The sequence below is a fragment of the Streptomyces griseiscabiei genome, assembly GCF_020010925.1.
Taxonomy (GTDB): domain Bacteria; phylum Actinomycetota; class Actinomycetes; order Streptomycetales; family Streptomycetaceae; genus Streptomyces; species Streptomyces griseiscabiei.
This window is the reverse complement of the sequence record NZ_JAGJBZ010000006.1, coordinates 177,784-195,086: the sequence shown is the minus strand read 5'-3', so window position 1 is coordinate 195,086 and position 17,303 is coordinate 177,784. Positions and strand designations below refer to the sequence as shown.

General features: G+C 71.4%; 16 protein-coding genes. 10 read left to right on the top strand and 6 right to left on the bottom strand.

Annotated elements, in window-relative coordinates:
* The first annotated feature begins 71 nt into the window (after nt 1–71).
* From J8M51_RS45395 to J8M51_RS45365, 7 genes are all read left to right on the top strand, one after another.
* Nucleotides 72–587 (top strand): MarR family winged helix-turn-helix transcriptional regulator, encoded by a 516-nt coding sequence (locus J8M51_RS45395; protein ID WP_086760832.1) that lies wholly within the window; start codon nt 72–74, stop codon nt 585–587.
* A 154-nt stretch (nt 588–741) separates the two neighbouring features.
* The gene (locus tag J8M51_RS45390) at nt 742–2,334 is read left to right on the top strand and encodes a glycosyltransferase family 2 protein (protein WP_086760834.1); all 1,593 of its coding nucleotides are present in this window, start codon (nt 742–744) and stop codon (nt 2,332–2,334) included.
* Between the two features lie 65 nt (nt 2,335–2,399).
* Nucleotides 2,400–3,362, top strand: a complete 963-nt coding sequence (galE, locus tag J8M51_RS45385; protein WP_086760836.1) for a UDP-glucose 4-epimerase GalE — start codon at nt 2,400–2,402, stop codon at nt 3,360–3,362.
* 155 nt (nt 3,363–3,517) lie between these two features.
* Entirely contained in the window at nt 3,518–3,952 is a 435-nt protein-coding gene (locus J8M51_RS45380) for a DUF6507 family protein (RefSeq protein WP_086760838.1), read from the top strand.
* Nucleotides 3,949–6,378: a hypothetical protein gene (locus tag J8M51_RS45375; protein WP_086760839.1), complete on the top strand. Its 2,430-nt coding sequence runs from the start codon at nt 3,949–3,951 to the stop codon at nt 6,376–6,378. Before J8M51_RS45380 ends, J8M51_RS45375 begins: the two co-directional genes overlap by 4 nt.
* Nucleotides 6,375–7,424 carry a hypothetical protein gene (locus J8M51_RS45370; protein ID WP_267300164.1) on the top strand — a complete coding sequence of 350 codons (1,050 nt, stop codon included), beginning with the start codon at nt 6,375–6,377 and terminating at the stop codon, nt 7,422–7,424. The genes J8M51_RS45375 and J8M51_RS45370 overlap by 4 nt, the downstream gene beginning before the upstream one ends.
* A 218-nt stretch (nt 7,425–7,642) precedes the next feature.
* Nucleotides 7,643–7,996, top strand: coding sequence for a hypothetical protein (locus tag J8M51_RS45365; RefSeq protein WP_267300163.1), 354 nt, complete (start codon nt 7,643–7,645; stop codon nt 7,994–7,996).
* 48 nt (nt 7,997–8,044) lie between these two features.
* Here the strand turns inward: J8M51_RS45365 and J8M51_RS45360 are convergent, their stop codons facing one another.
* The 4 genes from J8M51_RS45360 to J8M51_RS45345 form a co-directional block, all read right to left on the bottom strand.
* Nucleotides 8,045–8,350 carry a DUF6355 family natural product biosynthesis protein gene (locus J8M51_RS45360; RefSeq protein ID WP_236068018.1) on the bottom strand — a complete coding sequence of 102 codons (306 nt, stop codon included), beginning with the start codon at nt 8,348–8,350 and terminating at the stop codon, nt 8,045–8,047.
* A gap of 281 nt (nt 8,351–8,631) precedes the next feature.
* A complete protein-coding gene (locus J8M51_RS45355; protein ID WP_317853013.1) occupies nt 8,632–8,910 on the bottom strand; it encodes a hypothetical protein in 279 nt (92 codons plus the stop codon).
* Between the two features lie 61 nt (nt 8,911–8,971).
* Nucleotides 8,972–9,262 carry an AbrB/MazE/SpoVT family DNA-binding domain-containing protein gene (locus J8M51_RS45350; RefSeq protein WP_179202836.1) on the bottom strand — a complete coding sequence of 97 codons (291 nt, stop codon included), beginning with the start codon at nt 9,260–9,262 and terminating at the stop codon, nt 8,972–8,974.
* A gap of 144 nt (nt 9,263–9,406) precedes the next feature.
* Nucleotides 9,407–10,045, bottom strand: coding sequence for a TetR/AcrR family transcriptional regulator (locus tag J8M51_RS45345; RefSeq protein WP_086751328.1), 639 nt, complete (start codon nt 10,043–10,045; stop codon nt 9,407–9,409).
* A gap of 176 nt (nt 10,046–10,221) precedes the next feature.
* On the opposite strand from J8M51_RS45345, the gene J8M51_RS45340 reads away from it, so the two are divergent.
* Together J8M51_RS45340 and J8M51_RS45335 are read left to right on the top strand one after the other, a co-directional pair.
* Nucleotides 10,222–11,172, top strand: coding sequence for an ABC transporter permease (locus J8M51_RS45340; RefSeq protein WP_086751329.1), 951 nt, complete (start codon nt 10,222–10,224; stop codon nt 11,170–11,172).
* A gap of 49 nt (nt 11,173–11,221) precedes the next feature.
* A complete protein-coding gene (locus J8M51_RS45335) occupies nt 11,222–12,055 on the top strand; it encodes an ABC transporter ATP-binding protein (RefSeq protein WP_398858218.1) in 834 nt (277 codons plus the stop codon).
* A 15-nt stretch (nt 12,056–12,070) separates the two neighbouring features.
* On the opposite strand, the gene J8M51_RS45330 is transcribed toward J8M51_RS45335, so the two are convergent.
* On the bottom strand, nt 12,071–13,201 hold the full coding sequence (locus J8M51_RS45330) for a glycosyltransferase (protein WP_086751339.1): 1,131 nt from the start codon (nt 13,199–13,201) through the stop codon (nt 12,071–12,073).
* Nucleotides 13,198–16,104, bottom strand: coding sequence for a bifunctional glycosyltransferase/CDP-glycerol:glycerophosphate glycerophosphotransferase (locus J8M51_RS45325; RefSeq protein WP_086751332.1), 2,907 nt, complete (start codon nt 16,102–16,104; stop codon nt 13,198–13,200). Before J8M51_RS45325 ends, J8M51_RS45330 begins: the two co-directional genes overlap by 4 nt.
* Before the next feature lie 161 nt (nt 16,105–16,265).
* On the opposite strand from J8M51_RS45325, the gene J8M51_RS45320 reads away from it, so the two are divergent.
* Complete coding sequence (locus J8M51_RS45320) at nt 16,266–17,282, top strand: serine/threonine-protein kinase (RefSeq protein WP_267300162.1); 1,017 nt, start codon at nt 16,266–16,268, stop codon at nt 17,280–17,282.
* The last annotated feature ends 21 nt before the right edge of the window (nt 17,283–17,303 follow it).

The window sequence follows — 17,303 nt, the reverse complement described above, 5'->3', positions numbered from 1 at the left end:
TCACGGACTCCAGTAGAGCACACAATTCAATTGCCCACAACTAAATGGCGGACACGGGGTACTCTGGAGCCATGACCACCAGCGCCGCCCCCACGCCCGAGGGGACCTCCGAGGAGGTCTCCGGGCAGATCCGCGAGGAGGACTTCCTCCGTCTCGACCGGCAGATCTGCTTCTCCCTGCACGCCGCCTCGCGCGCCTTCAACGGCGTCTACCGCGTCGCCCTCAAGGACCTGGGGATCACCTACCCCCAGTACCTGGTGATGCTGGTGCTGTGGGAGCGGGGCGAACTGCCCGTGAAGAAGCTCGGCGAGCATCTGCGGCTCGACTCCGGGACCCTGTCGCCGCTGCTCAAGCGCCTGGAGGCGGCCGGGCTCGTGCGCCGTGAGCGCAGCGCGCGCGACGAGCGCTCGGTGGTGGTGCGGCCGACCGAGGAGGGCACCGCCCTCCGGCAGCGCGCGCTGGCCGTGCCGCGCCGGATCGTCTCCGCGACCACCCTGGAGATCGACGAGATCCGCGAACTGCGCGACCGCCTGGACCGGTTGACGGCCGCACTGGACGAGGCGGCCCTCGCCGAGCCGGCCGGCTGAGCGCCCGCCCACCCGGATAACCCTCGGCACATCGACAGAATCCGACAACCTCGCGCGGAACCCCAGCCTCCCGCGTGCCATCTTCCCCACGGGGCCGCGAAGCCGCCCTTAAGGGAAGATTGCACACATACCTCTCATAGGTGCGGGGCAACCAATGGCTCTTCAGCAGGCGCAGGTCTCCGTCGTCGTCATCGGCTACGACGACGCCGCCCATGTGGCGGACGCCGTGCGCTCGGCGCTCGCACAGGGGCCGGCCGTCGGTGAGGTGATCGCCGTCGACGACTGCTCGACGGACGGCAGCGCGGAGCTGCTGGAGCGGCTGGCCGCGGACGAGCCCCGGCTGCGGGTCGTACGGCGCCCGTCCAACAGCGGCGGCTGCGGCACCCCGCGCAACACCGGGCTGGACGCCGCGACCTCGCCGTACGTGATGTTCCTGGACAGCGACGACCTGCTGCCGCCCGGCGCCGTGGACGCGCTGCTGGGGGCGGTCCTGGAGCATGACGCGCCGGTCGCGTCGGGGCTGTGCGTGCGCCGGGAGCTGCCGTCCCGCCGCGAGACCCCGTGGCAGCCCGAGCTGTACGACCGGCGCACGCTGGTGGAGCACCCGTCCCGGCGCGTACGCCTGGTGCACGACACCCTCTGCGTCAACAAGCTCTACCGGACCACCTTTCTGCGCGACCACGCGATCCGCTTCCCCGAGGGCCGCTTCCCGTACGAGGACTTCGTGTTCGGCGCGCGCGTGCTGGCCGCCGCGCCGCGTGTCGCGCTCGTCCCCGACCCCGTGTACGTCTGGCACGTACGCCGCTCGGCGGCCCGGCTGTCCATATCCCTGGACCGCTCCGGCATCGCCAACTGGCGGGCCCGCACGGACGCCGACCGGCTCTCCCACGACATCCTGTCGGGCGCCGGCGAGAAGGAGCTGGCGCGCGCCACCCGCACCCGCTTCCTCGACCACTCGCTGCGGATGTACGCGCGCGAACTGGATCTGCGCGACGCGGAGTACCGGCGCGAGTGGTGGGCCCTGACGCGCGCGTACCTGGCCTCCTTCGACGAGGGGGACTTCGCGCCGGCGCCCGCGCCCGGCCGGGTCGTCGCCCGGGTGGTCCTCGCCGCCGAGCAGCCGCGCGACCTGGCCCGCCTCAAGGCGATCGCGGCCCGCCCCGCCCGGCTCACCCCGCCCTACGCGCGCGCGGGCGACGACTCCCCCGTCTGGTCCGCCGACCTGTCGCAGGTGGAACTGGACCACCTCCTCGTCCGTCCCGTGCATCTGCTGCCCGCCGCCGTCGACGCGGAACTGCGGCCACGCGCGCGGGGGACGGTGCTCCGGCTGCGGCTGCACGAGCTGTACGGGCGGATGGCGGAGGCGGGGCCGGAGAGCGTACGGGTGGAGTTCGTCGAGCGGACGGACGGGCGGGTGGGGTTCGCCGGTACGGCCTTCCTCGCACCCGAGCCCGAGTTCGACAGCTGGACCGCCGAAGTCCCGCTGGACCTCACCGCGTTGGGCAGCGGCACCTGGGACCTCCGGCTGCGGCTGCGGTTCGCGGACGGCAGTCGGCGCGAGACCACCGCGCACGCCGTCGCGGGCGCCGGGCTGCTGCGCCGGAGCGCACTGCTCAGCACGCGCCACGGAGTGCTTCTGGTGCAGCCGTACGCGACCCACGCGGGAGCGCTCGCGATCCGGCTCGCGCCCGGTTGGCGAGGATTGACCGAAGTTGTACGCCGCCGTCTCAAACGCCTGCTTCACTGATGACCGACCATGGCATTGCCCGGACTCGCAGGACTCGCAGGACTCGTACAAGGGGAAGGTCGTCCATGACCTGGCTGATCACCGGTGGCGCCGGATACATCGGGGCGCATGTGGTGCGCGCGATGCTGGACGCGGGCGAGGAGGCCGTCGTCTACGACGATCTCTCCACGGGGGTCGCCGAACGGGTGCCCGGGGGCGTGCCGTTGGAGATCGGTTCCACCCTCGACGGGGAGCGGCTGGCCCGGGTGATCCGGGACCGGAGCGTCACCGGCGTCGTCCATCTCGCGGCGAAGAAGCAGGTCGGCGAGTCCGTCGAACGGCCGCTGCACTACTACCGGGAGAACGTCGAGGGCCTGCGCACCCTGCTGTCGGCCGTCACGGACGCACAGGTCGCGTCCTTCGTCTTCTCGTCCTCCGCCGCCGTGTACGGCATGCCCGATGTGGACCTCGTCTCCGAGGACACCCCGTGTCTGCCGATGAGCCCGTACGGCGAGACCAAGCTGGTCGGCGAGTGGCTGGTGCGGGCCACGGGCCGGGCGACGGGCCTGTCCACGGCCTCCCTGCGCTACTTCAACGTGGCGGGTGCCGCGACCCCCGAGCTGTCCGACACGGGCGTCTTCAATCTCGTCCCCATGGTCTTCGAGAAGCTCTCCGAGGGCGCCCCGCCGCGGATCTTCGGCGCCGACTACCCGACCCCCGACGGGACCTGCGTCCGGGACTACATCCATGTCGTCGACCTCGCGGAGGCCCATGTGGCGACCGCGCGGCGGCTGCGCGAGGCCCCCGGCACGGATCTCACCCTCAACATCGGGCGCGGGGACGGCGTCTCGGTGCGCGGGATGATCGACCGGATCAACGCGCTCACCGGGCACGACCTGCCGCCGGTGGTCGTCGGCCGGCGCCCCGGAGACCCCGCGCGCGTGGTCGCCTCGGCGGACCGGATCGCCGCCGAGCTGGGCTGGAAGGCGCGGTACGGCGTCGACGACATGATCACGTCGGCATGGGCGGGCTGGACGGCGCGACGATAGCCCTTTGTGACGGAATCGACGTGCAGCGGGAACTGTCCGGTGCCGTTTGCTCGTGTGTACTGAGGGAAGCCGAAAGGCATTCCGCGGAGACAAGGCGTTCCGCGGAGATGACGTACGTACGACGTGTCCGACAGGGCGTTACGGGGGTAGCGACGATGCCGGCTTGGGACATCGATCCGAACAACGTGCAGACCACGCTGAATTCGACGGGCGAGGCGGCGGGCGGCCTGGAGAAGGCCGCCAACTCGCTGGTGTCGAACATGGCGAGCGCGGCCGAGTCGGCCGGTACGGCCGTGCCGGGCGGGCAGTTCAGCGGACCGATGATCGGGCCGGTGGTCGCCGGCACCCCCCGCGTGCCGGTCGGACCGGTCGCGGCGGCGCTGAGCAAGTACCTCCAGGAGCGTCAGCAGAAGCTGGCGTACATGGCGCAGCGGACCATCGACTCCGTGCAGGGCGCGGCCAAGGCCACCAACGCCTATGTGACCGGTGACCTGGACATGGCGGCAGAGCAGCAGGCGAACGCGCTGAAGGCGACGGTCGTTCCGCCCCCGCCGGGTGTCGACGGCAACGGCGGGCAGGGTCCGAAGTGAGCGACGACATCCCCGTCATCCCGGAGGAAGTCCCCGAGTTCACCGGCAATCTGGAGCAGCTGGACGTGGGCATCGCGGGTGTCCGCTCGGCCGGTACCTCCCTGAGGGACTCGGGCTCGGCGATCCACACCCGCTTCGGCGGCCTCTCCGCGTACTACAAGGCACCCGAGGCGGAGGCGCTGTTCGCGACGACCGCGCCGGTGGCGGCCAAGGGCGACGAGTTCGCCACGGAGTTGGAGACCGTGGCGTCGGCGCTGGACACGTACGCGTCGGCCGTGGGCCCGCTCAAGCAGAAGTTCGACCAGCTCCGCCGGGACGCGATCGCCTTCCGCCAGAAGATCGAGGGCGACGACGAGTGGCGGGCCGACGGTGACCTCGTCGAGGAGAACAACAACCGCCGCTCCGACATCAACGCCGCGTACGCCGCGTTCCAGGCCGCCGAACGCGACTGCTACAACAAGATCGTCGCGCTGGTCGGCGGCGAGGCGCTGGTCGTCAACGACGGCTCGAACAAAGAGAACATGTACGGCTACCGGGGCGAGGACCTGAACAACGCCGGTGGTCTGCCGTGGGGCGACCCGGTCGAGGAGTCCAACCCCTGGTACTACATCCACGAACACGTCTGGGACTTCGCGGTCGGCTTCGTCGTGGACGGCGTGTGGGGCACGATCAAGGGCCTCGGCACCCTGGTGGGCTTCAGCGGCTGGGACGCGGCGGGCCAGGCCTGGGTGGGCCTCGGCAAGCTGGCGACGGGCATCCTGATCACCGCCGTACCGGTGGTGGGTACGGCGTACTGGCTGGCCCCCGACGACAAGCTGCCGTCCTGGCTGCGCGACTCCCGCACGGCCGTCGTCGAGACCGGCAAGGCGCTCATCGCCTACGACGAGTGGGGCAAGAACCCGTCGCGGGCGGCCGGGGCGGTCACCTTCAACGTCCTCACCACCATCTTCACCGGCGGTGCCGGAGGAGCGGCGGCGGGCGCGGGCAAGGCGGGCGCCATCGCCAAGGCGATCTCCTTCGCGGGCAAGGCCGGCAAGATCGTCGACCCGATGACGTACCTCACCAAGGGCGTCGGCGCCACGGCGGTCAAGATCGGTGACGTCATGGCGAGCCTGCGCGGCATCACCGACGGCACCCACATCAAGCTCGGCGAGGGCACCTACCAGATCGCCGACGCACCGAACATCACGGACGACCTCCCGGCGGGCCTCACCCCCGAGAACAGCGTCCGTATGGAGACCCCCAAGGGCGAGGTCGTCTACCTGGACACCCAGACCCTCGTCGTCCACAACGCCGACGGCACGGTCCGCGAGTCCCTGGACAGCATCAGGCACGAGGGGACGGCGGCGGAGCGCGGCGTCGATGTCACCCGGCCCGAGCCGGAGTTGGTGGGCGCGGGCGCGAAGGTGGGCGACGGCGCCACGGGGGCCGTGGGGCGGGTCGGGGACGACGGCCTGCCCGGTGGCCGGGCCGACGACCTGGGCCGGGGACCGGCCGGGAGCCATGAGACACCGAGCGGCGGCGGTCGCGGCGAGACACCGGGCGGCGGGCATACGGACACCCCCTCGGGCGGCGGTCCCAGGGAGACCCCGGCGGGTCACGGCCAGGGCGGGACGCCGGGCGGCGGTGCCGACGGGCCCGGCGGTGGCGGTGCGGACGGACCCGGTGGCGGCGACGGCCCGGGGAGCGGGCCTCCGCAGGACCCGCCGAGCGGCGGCACGGGCGCCGGCGACGACGGCGCGAACGACCCCGGGGGCTGGGAGCGGCCGGACGGCGACCCTCAGCCGTTCGAGCGCGGCGGCCACCTGGAGGATCAGGTCCGTCAGCAGATGCGCGGGACGAAGGTCAAGCCGGGCGACCTGGAGCGGGTGCTGGACAACCTGGCCGGTCATCCCGCCGGCCGGGAGATCGCCGAGACCATCGCGTCCGGGCGTTTCGACGGCGCCACGGGCTTCGACCAGACGGTCTCCAGCCTGGCCCACGCGGACAAGATGTCCGGCGGCATCGAGCAGCTGCGGCTGGGCAACCGGCTGTACGAGAGCGGCATCCGCGACATCTCCTTCGAGGTCAAGGGCGGTTTCGACCTCAAGCCCGGAGTCAGGACCGGTGAGGGCACGGACCTGGACGTCATGGCCCGCGACGCGGCGGGCAACGTCCACGGCTACCAGTTCAAGGACGTCGCGAACCCCAAGAAGACCGTCAAGAAGATCTTCGACAACATGCAGCAGTTGGCGGAGTCCGGTGCCGACTTCAAGACGTTCGTGGTCGACACGAAGGGCACGATGGCCGACCATGCGGCCATGCGGACGGCACAGCGGCTCACCGAGGTGTACGGGAAGACCGACGTGCAGTTCATCATCCGTGTCGAGGACGGGGTCATGCGGATCCCGCCCGACGGTACGTTCATGCCGGAGGCAGCACTGTGATCGCCAGTACCCCTGTCGCCCGCTGGACCTGGGGGCGCGACACCGAGGACGGGCATGATGTCGCGGAGTGCCTCCGGGCCCTGCTCGACGCGTACGCCGTTCTCGCGCGGCACCGGCTGGCCGTCGGCCCTCCGACGCTCCATGTGTCCGTCCACGAGGCCGGCGGGTCGGACGACCGCCTCTTCGAGGGCGACCTCCTGCTCGGTGAGACGCCGGGTGAGACGCCGGGTGAGACGCCGTCCACCGCCGACACGGTCCGGGCACTGACCGCCCGGATCGAGGCGGAGCTGCGCCCCGGCGAGATCGGCGCCGTGTACGCCGACATCGTCTGCCGCGGTGCCGTACGCATCCCCGGCACCGGCGGCGAGGCCCACGAGGAGCGGCTGTTCGTGCTCGGTGCCTCGGCGTTCCTGGACTATGTCACCGCCGACCTCAGGACGTTCTCGGACGCCTGGATGCCGTACGACCTGGAGGGCCGTCCGCAGGCCGACGTGCACGCCGTGAACTACCCACGGCTGGCCGCGGCGCTGCGCGACCTCTCCGAGGCCCTGGACGCGGAGACCGACCCGGACGACCCGACGTACTTCGGCAGGCCGACCGAGACGGGCGTCGAGAACTTCTTCGAGCCGGACGGCTCGCCCTCCGACGTGTGGTCGCGTTTCGAGATCCCGAGGCGTACGGAGGTCTTCCGGCACGGCCCCGTCTTCGACTCCGTGGGCTACAGGCGGTCCGGGGCCGGACAGGTCCGGTACGTCCCGGTCGTCGCCGGCCACGGCGGCGTCCTCGGCTACCTCTGGGCCTCCGACGCCGACTCCGCCGCGAGCTTCGAGCCCCGCGACGGCGCCGGCGAGGACGGGTACAAGGCGGGCCTCGTCTGGCTCGACCGCCTGCACGAGTCCTACGAGCACGGTCTGACGCCGGCCGAGGCGCTCACCACCTGCGTCCGCGCCCCCGCCGACCCGGTCGCCGGCCACGTCCCCCCGGCCACCGAGCCCCGCTCCCTCCCCCTCGCCGACCTGCGCGAACTCGCCACCCACGGCGACTGAGGCGGTGTCCGCGCTGTTCCGCTCCCCCGGGGCGTGCGCGTCCTGGACGTGGGAACTCGACGCGTCCGACGAACGCGTGACCCCGGGCCCGGTATCCGCGCTGTCCGTGGCGGCCCGGATGTCCGCGGTGCTGCGCGCACACGAACTGCTCGTGCCCGGCGTCCTCGAATGGCACTGGATCGTGGACGGCAGCGGGGGGCACGGGGCTCGTCACCCGGATGTCGCTCCCGGGGCCGATGGACGGCGAGGAGGTCGCCCTGCGCGTCGAGCGGAGCCGCCCCGTCGGCTTCCCCGACGCGTCGGTGGGGAGCATCCTCGTCGTGGGCTCCGGGACCTGGATCGACGCGACGGGCGAGAAGCGCGGGGAACACCGGCTGGTCGAACTGCTGAACGCCCCCCGCCTCTCCGCCGCCCTCCGCTCCCTGGACACCTTCCTGGGAGTCCCCGCCGAGCCGGGCGACCCGACGTACTTCGGCAGCGCGGAGGGCCACGGCATCAAGCGACCCGACGTGATCGACGGCCGGGGCCCGGACCTGACGGACCTGCTCCGACCGTCCTTCGGGAAGGCCTGACGTGCCCCCGGCAAGGTGTGGACGCCGGGGGCACGCCAGACCCCTACGTCACGCCGGAGTGCAGTTCGCGGTCCAGTACGCACCGTCGATCTCACTGGTGGAGCCCAGACGGGTCTCACCAGGTCGCACACACCGGTAACTGTCGAACGGCGTCCAGTCCCAGTCGATTTTGATGTACGCGCCGTTGCTCGGCCCCGGCGCGCTGGTGCAGTGGCCGTAGTACGCGTCCGACTGCGTCTCGTAGTAGCCACACGCCCTGACCGCCGTTCCCGACGCCGACGCCGAACCGGGCAGCGCGACCGCGGACATCACGGCAACGGCCACGGCGCCGAGGATCTTCACACGTGCATGCAAGAAAGGCCTCCTGAACTCACGGTTTGTCCCTGCGAAGAGGACAAGGTCCTACGGACGTCACCAGGGTGTCCGAGTGCGGGAAGGCGGCACCAGGGCTTTCGACGGGCTTCGAAACCCGCAGGTGGAGGGCAGGCCGAGGGCACGTGGCTCCGGGAACGGCCCCCTGTACTGGAAGAAGTCCGTCCTTCTCAGGCGCCGACGGCAGGTGACACCTGCGTCGAACTCGCCCCCTCCACGGGAGCGGCCCGCCCACGTGAGTGAGGCGGACCGCTCGTGCTCTCTCAGGCGGGGCCGGGATCGAAGATCTCGTGCCCACCGACCCTGCGCCAGATGACATGGGGCTCGCCTTCGCGGCGTTGGTCCCCGTACTGCCAGGTGGCGCGCCCGTCAGGCGCCCAGGTCATCTCCATGACCGGACTCTCGCCGTCGGCGACCTTCACGCCCTGGACGGGCTTGACACGGAGGCCGGGCCGAAACTGCCCTTTGGTCACGTCCGGTACGAACTTGTTCCGGACGGTGTCCACGAACCGCTCTCGCTCCGGCTGAGGGAGCTTCCGCACGTCACGGTCGAAGCGGGCAGTCGTTTCAAACGTCGGCAATAGGGCCTCCAGGGGGTCGAGGTCAGTTTTCCTCACCGAGGTCCGCGAGCAGACTGTCCGCGTCCTCGTAGAAGGTCGTGCGTCCGGCCGCGATGTCAGCGCTGGCCTCGCGCTCGCCCTCCTGCCATGCCTCCGTCCAGAACCACCGCTGGTCGGAGCGAATCTTGATGAGCCCATGGACCTCGACGACACCGTCGCGGACCGTGAACTCAAGCTCGTCACCCGGGGAGACCCCCAGCGCCTCGCGCAAGCCGACGGGCAGGGTCAGCTGTCCCTTGTCGCGCACGCTGGCCTGGTACGTAGCCACAGCCATGAATGACCTCCCTCTGTCGCCCTTCCTGGTCACTTTCGAGGCTACCCAGGGGCTACATATATTGCGACCCTCCAACATTCCAACTTTCTCACATTCTACCTATGCGGCCAGACGTCGCCGACCTGTCGAACCCCACCCGCACCCCTACAACACCCGCAGCGCCGCCGCCGTAGCCCGGGTCAAGCTCTCCAGATAGCCCTTCGGCAGCTTCGGGGACCGTACGACCACGGCTCGCCAGTACAGCGGCCCGAACATCACGTCCAGGGCCAGGTCCTCGTCCGCGCCCGGACGGACCTCGCCGCGCGCGACCGCCGCCGCGACGATCCCGGTGGCGACGCTCTGCTGCCCCTCCCGCAGCGCCTTCTGCATGGCCTCGGCGATCTCCGGGTTGCGGGCGGCCTCCGCCTGGAGGTCGGGGATGATCTGGCCGGCGACGGGGTGGCGCAGGGCGCGGGACGTGACCTCGTAGAGGAGCCGGAGGTCGCCCTCCAGGGAGCCCGTGTCCGGCATCGGCAGACCCTGTACCGCCACCGCCGAGACGAGGTCCAGCACCAGGTGCAGCTTGGAGCGCCAGCGCCGGTACACCGCCGTCTTGCCGACGCCCGCGCGGCGCGCGATCCCCTCGATGGACATCCGGGCGTAGCCGACCGCCGCGAGTTCCTCGAAGACCGCCGCGCGGATCGCCTCGGTCACGTCCTCGCGGAGCACCGCCGCCCCGGCGGGGGCCCGGCGACGCGGTGGGGTCCGATCCGGCTCGGCGTTCGTCGTCATGGCGCACAGCATAGGCAGCGTCCAGGCGGTATCGGGCCGTGGCGACGAAACGGTTGCGTTCCGACGTCATATCGGCTTACTCTCGCGTGGCGACGATACGGTCCCGTCCCGACGTAAGAGCAGGGCAAGGGCCACGTAAGAAGCGCAGTCGAATACGCGGGACTCCCCCACTAGCGAAAGCAGCGGATGTGAGCCAGGTCCTCCACACACCGCCCCCGACCCCGGCGGACACCCCCCAGGCCGCCCGACCCGCCCAGGGCGCCCGCGCCGCCGAGACCCCGGCGCAGCTCGCCGAGCGGTACGGCCTGAGCGTCAGCGGGGCCCGGCCCTCGCTCGGCGCCTACGTACGGCAGCTGTGGGCCAGACGGCACTTCATCACCGCCTTCGCCACGGCCAAGCTGACCGCGCAGTACAGCCAGGCCAAGCTGGGCCAGGTCTGGCAGGTCGCGAACCCGCTCCTCAACGCGGCGGTCTACTACCTGATCTTCGGCCTGCTGATGGGCACCAAGAGGGGCGTCCCGGACTACGTCCCGTTCCTGGTGACCGGTGTGTTCGTGTGGACCTTCACCCAGAGCTCGATCATGGCCGGCACCCGGGCCATATCCGGCAGCCTCGGCCTGGTCCGCGCCCTGCACTTCCCCCGGGCCTCACTGCCCCTGTCGTACTGCCTCCAGCAGCTCCAGCAGCTGCTGTTCTCCATGGCCGCGCTGGTGGTGATCCTGCTGGCCTTCGGCGTGCCGGTGGCGCCGTCCTGGCTGCTGATCCTCCCCGCGCTGGCGCTCCAGTTCGTGTTCAACGCCGGTATCGCGATGGTGATGGCGCGGATCGGCGCCAAGACGCCCGACATCTCGCAGCTGATGCCGTTCGTGCTGCGGACCTGGATGTACACCTCCGGCGTGATGTTCAGCATCGACCACATGCTCGCCGACCGGAACATCCCGGCCTTCGTGCATCTCCTGCTGGAGTGCAACCCCGCCGCGGTCTACATCGACCTCATGCGCTTCGCCCTGATCGACAGCTTCCACGCGAGCCAGCTGCCGCCGCACGTCTGGGCGATCGCGGCGGGCTGGGCGCTCCTCGCGGGCGTCGGCGGGTTCATCTACTTCTGGAAGGCTGAGGAGACGTACGGCCGTGGCTGACATCACCATCACCCCCACCTCCACTCCTACCCCCACCTCCGCATCCGCCATCCCCGGCGCTCGTGAAGCGGCAGCGGCAGCGGCGGCAGCGGCACAGGACGCCACCGCCGAGCCCGTCCCCACGGTCGTCGTCGACTCCGTCGACATCGTCTACCGCGTCAACGGCACCGGCGCCGGACGCGGCACCGCCACCGCCGCGCTCAACCGCATCCTGCGGCGGAAGAAGTCGGAGAAGGCGGCCGGTGTCCGCAAGGTGCACGCCGTGCGGAACGTGTCGTTCACCGCGTACCGGGGCGAGGCCATCGGGCTCATCGGCACGAACGGCTCCGGCAAGTCGACCCTCCTCAAGGCCGTCGCCGGACTGCTCCCGGTGGAGAACGGCCGGATCTACACCGACGGCCAGCCCTCCCTGCTCGGCGTCAACGCGGCCCTGATGAACGACCTGACGGGCGAGCGGAACGTCCACCTCGGCGGGCTCGCCATGGGCATGTCCCGCGAGCAGGTCAAGGAGCGGTACGAGGAGATCGTCGACTTCTCGGGCATCAACGAGAAGGGGGACTTCATCACGCTCCCCATGCGCACGTACTCCTCCGGCATGGCGGCCCGGCTCAGGTTCTCCATCGCCGCCGCCAAGGACCACGACGTCCTCCTCATCGACGAGGCCCTCGCCACCGGCGACCGCTCCTTCCAGAAGCGGTCCGAGGCGCGCATCCGCAAGCTGCGCAAGCACGCGGGCACGGTCTTCCTCGTCAGCCACAACAACAAGTCGATCCGGGACACCTGCGACCGCGTGCTGTGGCTGGAGCGCGGGGAACTCCGGCTGGACGGGCCGACGGACGACGTGCTCAAGGAGTACGAGAAGTTCACCGGCGGGAAGAAGTGAGCCACCGCCGGCCGGTCACCTCTCCAGGAACGTGAACAGCGCCTCCCACCGGTCCACGATCTCCTGCGTCCCGTACCGCCGGATGTTCTCCCTCGCCCTGTCCCCCATCCGGTCCCGCAGCGCCTTGTCGGTGATCAACTCATCCAGCCGGCGGGCCAGTTCACCCGTGTTGCCGGGGGTGGCCAGCAGTCCGTCCTCGCCGTCGCGCACGATCTCGTGGACGCCGGGCGCGCAGTCGAAGGCGACGCACGGAACGCCCATCGCCATGGCCTCCATGAGGGCGAGGGGGAAGCCCTCGCCCCGGGAGGACAGGGCGAAGACGGAGCCGCCGCGCAGGGCGCCCTGGACGTCGTGCGTACGGCCCATCCAGGACACCGAGCCGTCGAGGCCCAGCGCCGTGCACTGCTTCCTCAGCAACTGCTCGTCCTCCCCGGAGCCGGAGCCGTAGACGAGGAGGGTCCAGTCGGGGTGCCGGGTCGCCACCTCGGCCCAGGTGTCGAGGAGCATGTCGACACCCTTCTCGTCACTGAGCCGGCCGATGCTCAGCACGGCCTTCCCGGTGCGCGGCGACGGCTCCTCCGGCAGCCAGGGCACGGCGTTCGGCAGGTACGAGGCGTTGTCGAGGCCCTCACCGATCCACAGGTCGGCGTCCTCGCGGGTGAGGACGAGCATCCGGTCGACGTCCCGGTAGTGCTTGAGCACCCGCCGGAAGCGGGAGGAGCGGCGCGAGGTCTCGAAGGACTCGTGGCTCATCCCGATGACGGTCAGCCCGGAGGTGTCGGCGAGCGCCACCCACTCCATCGCCCACACCTGGGTCACGACGACGACCCCGCCGGGCCGCGCCGCCCGGAAGAGCCCGCTCAGCACGGCCGCCCGCTCCCGCATGCTCGCCACCCGCGCCCGGCCCGGCGCCGGCGGCTGACCGTCGTACAGCCGCGTGGTCGGGTAAGGGAGTTCGCCGAGGTCGTGCGGGTCCTCGGGGGTGGTGATCCCGATGACGTGGAGACGGTGGCCGCGCTCGGTGAGGAGCCGGGCCAGATGATGGGACCAACTGGTCACCCCGCCCGTCTCGTCCACACTGTTGGACACCAGGAAGATGTCCCGCGATCCGGCCGCTCCCGCCCCGCCGTCCCGTCCGGTCGTCACGCGCGCCTCCACTCGGAGAAGAACCGGTCGACGACGCCACGGGCCGCCGTCCCCTTGTCGTACTCGCCGAAGTCGGCGGTGAACCGCTCCCGCGCGGCGGCGTACTTGAGCGTCTGCTCCGCCAGCGGCATCGACCGCAGGACGGCGTGCAGTTCGTCCTCCGTGCGCACGACCGGGCCCGGCGCCCGTTCGAGGAGGTCGAAGTAGGTGCCCCGGCCCTGGTGCACGTACTCCTCGTAGTCGTACGCGAAGAACAGCATCGGGCGGTCGAGGAGCGCGTAGTCGAACATCACCGACGAGTAGTCCGTGATCAGCGCGTCCGCGAGGGCGAGGACGGGGGTCACGTCGTGGTGGTCCGACACATCGACGACCCGGCCCCGCACCGAGGGCGGGAGCACGACGTCGTTGAGGTAGTGGGCGCGGACGAGGAGCACGTACTCGTCGCCGAAGGTGTCGGCGAAGCGCTCCACGTCGAAGGGGAGCGTGAAGCGACGCTGCCCCTGGTGGCGGAAGGTGGGGGCGTAGAGAAGTACCTTCCGGTCCGCCGGAATGCCCAACTCGTCCGCCAGCGGCGGCCGTCGGGGAGTCCCCTCGCGGGCCCGCACCAGTGCGTCGTTGCGCGGATACCCCACCCGCAGCAGCACCTCCTCCCGCAGCCGGAAGGCCTTCGCCAGCGTGCGGACGTCGTGCTCCGAGCGGATCAGGAAGTGGTCGAAACGGTCGAGGGTGCGCTGCTGTTCGGCCTGCTCGGCACGGGACTTGAGCTTCCAGCCGGGCTCGTCGAAGCCCATGCGCTTGAGCGCGGAGCCGTGCCAGGTCTGGAGGTAGGTGGTGCCGGGCGGCTTGGCCAGCCGCAGCGGGAAACTCTGGTTGTCGATCCAGAACTCGGCGCGGGCCAGCGCCCGCAGATAGGGCAGCGACCAGCGTCGTACGAGGGTGGCGTCGGCGGGGAAGCCCGGCGGACGGCCGCCCGCGTGCGCCCCCGTGTACGACCACACCGCCTCGAAGTCGAGACCCTGGCGGCGCATCTCCTCGTAGATCGCCCGGGGGCTGTCGCTGTACTGCCGGCCGAGGTGGCTCTCGAACACCACCAGCCGCCGCTGCCTCGGCATGCGCCGGAAGACCTCGTGGTAGAGGCGGATCTTGGCCTCCCCGGAGGTGGCCTTCCCGCGCAGTGCCTTCGCCTTGCGGTAGCCGGACTTGGCGACCCTGCCGGGCCGGCCCTGGAGGCCCCGGGTGACGAGGACGTTCACCTTCTTGTCGGGGACCAGCCGGAACGCGAGATGCCCACGGGCGGAGATCTGCGGCTCGACCCGGTCGGCGACCAGCCGTGTCAGCCGGGGCCGGACCGGCGACGCACCCGTGACCAGACCCGGTTCGGCGGCGGTCAGCCGGGTCGTCGTGCGCTCGCCGTCGACGTCCAGCTGCAGGCGTACGTCCCAGACGGCGTCCACGATGCCCAGCGGGCGGATGGCCTTCGAGAGGTCGACGCGGGCCTGCCAGGCGAGGTACGCGCCCTCGTGCCGCACGGCCTCCACCGGCACCCGGGACGTCCGGAAACGCACACCGGGGCGCCGGGCGCGGAACTCCAGCGAGGCGGTGAGCCGGGCGCCGGGCGGGACGACCCCGAGCGGATTGGTGACGCGCCCGGCGAGACGTACCCGGCCGCCGCGTCCCTTCCCTTCCCCCTCCTCCACGTACTCCGTCAGCTCGTTGCGCAGGAACAGCTTGCCCACCGGCCGGGCGTGGTAGCCGAGTTCGGTGACGTCCAGGACCCGGCGCGCGAAGGGGTCCTCCTCGATGTGCTCGGCACACCAGTAGATCCGCCCGTCGCGCTCGACGAGCGGGGCGGAGACCTTGTCCCGGTTGGTGAGCGTGTCCACGGCGGGCAGCAGGTTGTCCCAGTCGCTCTCCCGCAGGAGATACGCGCAGACGGCGTGGACGGGCTCGACCTCGTCGTACGCGGCCGGATCGACCGACTCCAGATAGGCGCGGGCCAGCTCCGCGAACTCCCGCCGGTAGGCCGCGTCCCGGAAGGGCAGGTCCCGTAGATGCAGCACGAGATCGTGCTTGAGGAACTTGACGTCCTTCTGGAACTTCAGCTCCGCCAGCCCCTGTTCGGCGAGGAGCCGGTCCACGCGCCGGTGGATCTCCATCCGGTGCGCGAAGTTGGCGATCTCGGCCCGCCGGTTGCTGATCGACCTGGACCCGGCCTCGGCCGTGTCCTGGACGACGTTCCAGTCGTAGACCCGGTTGGGGATCAGGGTGATCCGGCGGGCCGCCGCGTACGCCTGGGCGGAGAAGAACAGATCCTCGTAGTGGATGCCGACGGGGAACAGCAGGCCGCCCTCGACGAGGAAGTCCCGCCGGTAGCACTTGTTGGTGGACAGGGTGTCGTAGACCAGCAGGTCGGGCAGCTCACGGACCGAGTCGAGGGTGCGGGTGCGGGCGTACAGCCACGGGTACCACTTGACCTCCTTGCGCGTACGCGTGTCCACGTGGACGCGGACGCAGAGGCCGGAGACGAGGTCGGCGCCGGTGGTCTCGGCGGCCTCCAGCAGGTTCCGGCAGGCGTTGCGCTCCAGGACGTCGTCGCTGTCGAGGAACATCACGTACTCGCCGCGGGTCTCGCCGATACCGTGGTTGCGGGGCGCGCCGCAGCCCCCGCTGTTCTCGGGGAGCCGGTACGCGCGGACACGGCCCGGATGCTCGGCGGCGAGCCGGGCGGCCACCTCGTACGAACCGTCCGTGCTGTGATCGTCGACGATCACGACCTCGACGCTCCGCAGCGTCTGCTCCAGCACCGAGCGCACGGCCACGGGAAGCCGGGCCTCGTCGTTGTAGACGATCACGACGACGGACACGGCGGGTCGCCGACCTGCGTCCACGTTCACCCCACTCATCGCTTTCCCTGCCACTTGCCGCTTCCACCCTCTATAGACCGTGGTGCGGTCGAGGGCCACCTGGGTAGATGGCACCGGCGGTGCGCGGGTTGCCTCACCCGCCACCTGCCGGTCCGTGCCGCGATACGCTCCGGGGACGGGCTGAGCGGAGGGGGCGGTCGATGCGCGGGGTGGTGCCTGAGCCGCTGCGGACGGACGATCCGCGGGAGATAGCCGGGTATCCGCTGTACGCCAGGATCGGCGAGGGCGGCATGGGCACGGTCTATCTCTCCCGCAGCCGGGGTGGCCAGCCGGTCGCCCTGAAGCTGGTACGCCCGGAGTACGCCGACAGCCCCGCCTTCCGCGAGCGGTTCGCCCGCGAGGTGGCCGCCGGGCGCCAGGTCTCCGGCTACCACCTGGTGCCGATCGTCGACCATGACGCCGGTGCCGAGCGCCCCTGGCTGGCCACGCACTACGTCCCCGGTGTGCCCCTCGACCAGGCCCTGGAGACCCACGGCCCGCTGCCCGTCCCGGCCGTCCTGCAACTGCTGGCCTGCGCCGCGTACGCGCTGGACGCCGTGCACACCGCCGGGGTGATCCACCGCGACGTCAAGCCCGCCAACCTGCTGCTCGCCGCGGACGGGCCCTGGCTGCTCGACTTCGGCATCGCCCGGGCGGCGGGCGCGGCCACGCTCACCACCGCCGGACGCCTCATCGGCACCCCGAGCTACATGTCCCCCGAGCACGCGCTCGGCCGCCGGGTGACCTCCGCGTCCGACGTGTTCGCGCTGGGCCTGATCGCCGCGGTCGCCGCGACCGGGCGGCACCCGTACGGCCGGGGCAACCCGCTGGCCATCGCGACCCGGATCGCCGCCACCGACGTGACCCCGCCCGCCCTGGACGGCGTCGACCGCCCCCTCGTCGACGTCGTCCGCCGCTGCCTCACCGCCGACCCGGCCGCCCGCCCCTCGGCCGCCGCCGTCGCCGAACACTGCGCGGGAGCGGCCCGCCGGGACGTCCGCGACTTCACCGCGTGGCTGCCGGGGCCGGTCGCCACGTCGGTGACCCTCATCGAGACCGCCTTCCGCACGCTCTCCCTGACAGAAGCCCCGACAGCCCGCCGCGCCCCGCTCCCACCGACGGCCCCGCTCACGGTCCGCGACGAGGAATGGCGCCGCCGGGTCCGCAGGGAGCCGTAGGAGCGTCGCGCGCCCCTGGTC

Excerpts from the sequence above, each read along its gene's own strand:
- J8M51_RS45350 (WP_179202836.1), bottom strand. The coding sequence starts at position 9,262 with ATGGCTGTGGCTACGTACCAGGCCAGCGTGCGCGACAAGGGACAGCTG.
- J8M51_RS45345 (WP_086751328.1), bottom strand. The coding sequence starts at position 10,045 with ATGCTGTGCGCCATGACGACGAACGCCGAGCCGGATCGGACCCCACCG.
- galE (WP_086760836.1), top strand. The coding sequence starts at position 2,400 with ATGACCTGGCTGATCACCGGTGGCGCCGGATACATCGGGGCGCATGTG.
- J8M51_RS45325 (WP_086751332.1), bottom strand. The coding sequence starts at position 16,104 with ATGAGTGGGGTGAACGTGGACGCAGGTCGGCGACCCGCCGTGTCCGTC.
- J8M51_RS45320 (WP_267300162.1), top strand. The coding sequence starts at position 16,266 with ATGCGCGGGGTGGTGCCTGAGCCGCTGCGGACGGACGATCCGCGGGAG.
- J8M51_RS45380 (WP_086760838.1), top strand. The coding sequence starts at position 3,518 with ATGCCGGCTTGGGACATCGATCCGAACAACGTGCAGACCACGCTGAAT.
- J8M51_RS45390 (WP_086760834.1), top strand. The coding sequence starts at position 742 with ATGGCTCTTCAGCAGGCGCAGGTCTCCGTCGTCGTCATCGGCTACGAC.
- J8M51_RS45365 (WP_267300163.1), top strand. The coding sequence starts at position 7,643 with ATGTCGCTCCCGGGGCCGATGGACGGCGAGGAGGTCGCCCTGCGCGTC.
- J8M51_RS45395 (WP_086760832.1), top strand. The coding sequence starts at position 72 with ATGACCACCAGCGCCGCCCCCACGCCCGAGGGGACCTCCGAGGAGGTC.